General features: G+C 67.2%; 5 protein-coding genes. All 5 read right to left on the minus strand.

The genetic code is table 11. From position 1 onward, the window contains the following. A partial coding sequence (locus A8G08_RS03675) for a DNA polymerase domain-containing protein (RefSeq protein ID WP_068270295.1) occupies positions 1-754 on the minus strand: 754 nt, incomplete at its 3' end. Between the two features lie 9 nt (positions 755-763). Further along, positions 764-1,210: a cupin domain-containing protein gene (locus A8G08_RS03680; protein ID WP_068270298.1), complete on the minus strand. Its 447-nt coding sequence runs from the start codon at positions 1,208-1,210 to the stop codon at positions 764-766. Positions 1,211-1,258: 48 nt separating this feature from the next. Continuing rightward, positions 1,259-2,500, minus strand: coding sequence for a sensor histidine kinase (locus A8G08_RS03685; protein ID WP_245672609.1), 1,242 nt, complete (start codon positions 2,498-2,500; stop codon positions 1,259-1,261). Positions 2,501-2,586: 86 nt separating this feature from the next. Further along, positions 2,587-3,291 carry a response regulator transcription factor gene (locus tag A8G08_RS03690; RefSeq protein ID WP_068270301.1) on the minus strand — a complete coding sequence of 235 codons (705 nt, stop codon included), beginning with the start codon at positions 3,289-3,291 and terminating at the stop codon, positions 2,587-2,589. Between the two features lie 28 nt (positions 3,292-3,319). Then, the gene (locus tag A8G08_RS03695; RefSeq protein WP_068270303.1) at positions 3,320-3,706 is read right to left on the minus strand and encodes a hemophore-related protein; all 387 of its coding nucleotides are present in this window, start codon (positions 3,704-3,706) and stop codon (positions 3,320-3,322) included. Positions 3,707-3,839: the final 133 nt, after the last annotated feature.

The raw sequence follows: 3,839 nt of genomic DNA on the forward strand, positions 1-3,839 counted from the left end.
AGCCGATCGGATACGACACGGGACTGCCCGGACGGATTCGCGGGCTGTAGGCAGCCACGACCGTTGCCCCACCAGCGCGTGTGGAGTCGATGAACACCTTTCCGTGCCGCTCGTCCTTGACGAAAGCGGTTGTCGCCAAATCGGGATCGATGCGTTCGGCCCGCGCGGCGATGGCCCGCGTTGCAGCGGCGGCGTCCTCGATCGTGTGATCGGTATCGATCGGGACCACGATGTGCACGCCCTTGGCACCGCTGGTCTTCACGGCGCCGGCAAGCCCTGCGTCGGTGAGCGCCTCCCGAACCAGGTGAGCAGCGTGGACCGCCAGCGAGAACGCGGCGCTTCCGGCAGGTGGATCGATGTCGAGGACCAGATGTGTGACGCGGTCCCACCGATCCGCACGGAAGAGGGTCGGGTGGTACTCGACCGAGCGCTGATTGGCGAACCACAGCAGGGTGCGCCGATCGTTGCACAGCGCGTAGGAGATTTCCCGCTTGGACGCCGCGGCCCAAATCTGGGTTGTCCGAACCCATTCCGGCGTGTACTTGGGCACGTTCTTCTGCATGAACGGGTCCTGCCCCGGTCGGACCCGGATCACCGACAACGGGCGATCGCGCAACCCGCCGATGATCCGGTCCGCGACGGCGTCGAGGTAGTCCACCAGATCGCGCTTCGTTGCGTCAGCGCCATCGAACAGCGGCTGGTCGAGGTTTGTCAGCCGTACCCCGGCGCGGGATTCCTCGCTCTTGCTGGCCACGCGTCCAACCTAAGACTCGACTGCGCCAGTCAGGCGAAAGTCGGCGAGGTCGAAGCCCGGCACCACCACGCAGCTCACCAGTCCCGCATCGGCCCCGGTCGGACGCGCGCGCTGCCAATGTAGTGGTGGCACAACGTGCTGAGGATGATCCGGGCCGAGTATCACGGTCTCCCCGGCCCCGGGCTGGGTACCGTTTCCGCCGATGCTCAACTCGATGGGACCGCCGCGGTGGTGTAGCCAGATTTCGGCGCTGCGCACGGTATGCCAGGCGGACTGCTCACCGGGCAGCAGCAGAAACAGGATGGCGGTTCCTGCCGATCGCGGACCCGAGTACCCGGACGGTAGCGCGGACTCCGTCAAAGTCACTTCGCTGCGCCAGGTTTCCCGATACCAACCGCCTTCCGGATGCGGCTGCAGCTCGAACGGTGTCGCCCAGTCGGGTAGTTGCGCACTCATTGGTCCACGGTATGCCCCGCACCATGCGTCCGGGGGAGTGCCGTCGAGCTAGCTGCGCTGCTGCAGAGGTGGCCGCACCGACCACAGCTCGATCACGAGCCGGGCCCCGCCGAATCGGCCATCCTCGAAGTACGCCTTGCCGCCATGCAATTCGGCCTGCTGGGCGACGAGGGCCAGGCCGAGGCCCGAACCTCCCTGCGCGGCGTCGGTGCCGCGTTTGAACCGTTCGAATACCGCCTCGCGTTCGGCCTGCGGGATGCCGCGGCCGTCGTCGTCCACCGCAACCGTCACGCCGCCGTCGGCGTGCCGACTCGCCGACAGGACAACGTGCTCCGCGCCGCCGTGCCGGACGGCATTGCTGAGCGCGTTGTCGATGGCGAGCCGCAGTCCTGCGGGCAGACCGGGCGTGATCACCGATGGCTCGGCCTCCACGGTGACTTTGAGTTGCGGGTAGTGCCGCATCGCGTCATGTGCCGCGAGATCGCACAATTCGGCGATATCGGTGGGTGTCCGTTCCGCCTCGCGCGACAACTCGCCCGAGGCCAGCTTCTCCAGCGCGGTCAGGGTGGCCTCCACCCGGCCTTCGGTGCGTTGCAGGTCGTCGAGAATCTCGGCACGCTGCCGGTCGTCCATGTCGAGCGTGCGCAGCACTTCGATATCCGTGCGCATCGCGGTGAGTGGCGTCCGCAGTTCGTGCGCGGACGCGGCGGCGAAGTCGCGGGCCGTCTCGAGCGCGCCCTCGGTGCGGGCCTGGGCATCGGTGACGCGTTGCAGCATATCGTTCACCGCTGCGGCCAGCTCCTCGGCCTCGCGGACGCCTGAGACTGGTGGAATGGGTTGTGGAGGACGGGCATTGACCCGTTCGGTCAGCTGCAGGATGGGGCGGACGGCGCGACCGCCGAGCAACCAGCCCAACCCGCCGGCCGCGGCGATCGCGACGAGACCGGCGAGCGCCACCTTGCGCCGTTGATCGGCGTTCATGCTGTCGGCCTCTGCGGCAGGCAGCGCTATCGTGACCTTCTCGCCGTTACGGGGGGCGGTGGCGGTGTAGACCCGCCACGGTGCCCCGGAAACCTCGACAGTGCTTGTGCCGTTGGGCAATTCCGGCAGGGGTACACCGACGCTGGCGATGATTTCGTCGCCCTCGCGGATGGTGACACTCAAATCATTGACCGGGGCGCGCAACGCAATCACCCACGCGGCGATCTTAGGATTGGGCAGCACCAGGCGCGATGTGGTTTCGAGCCGCTGGTCGACCTGCCGAATGTTGTAGGTTTTGAGGCCCTGCACCGCCGTGATTCCAAGGGCTACAACGATAATGGCCGTAGCCAGCGCAGTGGCCGCAGCCACGCGTACCCGGAGCGAGAAGGCGCGTTTCATCGCTGTGGCCGCAGCACGAAACCGACACCGCGGATGGTGTGAATGAGGCGCGGGTGATCGTCCACCTCGAGCTTGCGCCGCAGATAGCCGACGAACACGTCGACCACGTTGGTGTCGGCGGCGAAGTCGTACCCCCACACCAGCTCGAGCAGCCGGGCTCGGGTGAGCACCACGCCCGCATTGTTGGCGAGCACGGCGAGCAGTTCGAACTCTCGCTTGGTCAAGTCGACTTCCTGCCCCGCGAGCATGGCGCGGTGTCCGAGCAGGTCCACCTCGAGCGGCCCGAAGGTGATCCCGCTGGACGCCGCCGGCGCCGGCGCCGGCGGGTTGGCCCGGCGCCGCAACAGCGCCCGTAAGCGCGCAACGAGTTCGGCGAGAACGAACGGTTTGACCAGGTAATCGTCGGCCCCCGACTCCAGTCCGGCGATTCGGTCATCCACCGAGCTGCGTGCGCTGAGCACACAGATCGGGACATCGTTGCCCATTGCGCGAAGTGCGGTGACCACGCCGACGCCATCGAGCACCGGCATATTCATGTCCAGCACGATCGCGTCCGGGGCCTGCTCGTTGACACTGCGCAGAGCGCTCGCGCCGTCATCCGCGGTCGTCACTTCGAAGCCGGACAGTCGCAACCCGCGCTGCAGCGAGGTGAGGACGTCTTTGTCGTCGTCGACGACGAGAACGCGGGTGAGCTCAGGCACGGCTAATTATCTTGCCCCAACGACCGTGTCAGTACTGGTGGCAGGTGTCAGCGATCTCCCTGGCCTTTGCAGCGGCTTCGGCAGCGCGCGGGTGGTCGCCCTGCTGGAGGAACTGCTTTGCCCCCGGGTTTTCGGCGAGTTTCTGGGCAAGGAAGGCCTTGCGTTCGTCGGCGGACTTCCCGAAGAACTCGGCAACCTTGCCCTTGCGCTCCGGGTTGGCGTCGAGCCGCTCCGCGAGGTCCGGGGTGATCTTGTGCATGGCCGCGTCCACCTGGGCGAACGTGCAGGTGGTATTGAGCAGCGGGTGATCGGTCGGTGCGGCCGCGGCGGCGCCGGGCAGCAAGAACGCGGCGCCGGCCGCGAAGGCGGTCGCGATCAGTGCCGTGCGAATGGCATGGGGACGGATGGTGGGCATCAGTGGTCCTCCTTGTGGGATGCTCTCGCGCGCTCGAGGCTATGGCCTCCTACTGGGATATCGATGTGGCAGGTCTAAGGGACCTCTAAAAGCGCCGCGGCAGCGGCTCGGGAACGCCGTGAACAGCGCCCAA

The organism is Aldersonia kunmingensis (assembly GCF_001646865.1).
GTDB lineage: Bacteria > Actinomycetota > Actinomycetes > Mycobacteriales > Mycobacteriaceae > Aldersonia > Aldersonia kunmingensis.

Coding starts and splice junctions, on each gene's coding strand:
- A8G08_RS03680 (WP_068270298.1), bottom strand. CDS start 1,210: ATGAGTGCGCAACTACCCGACTGGGCGACACCGTTCGAGCTGCAGCCG.
- A8G08_RS03695 (WP_068270303.1), bottom strand. CDS start 3,706: ATGCCCACCATCCGTCCCCATGCCATTCGCACGGCACTGATCGCGACC.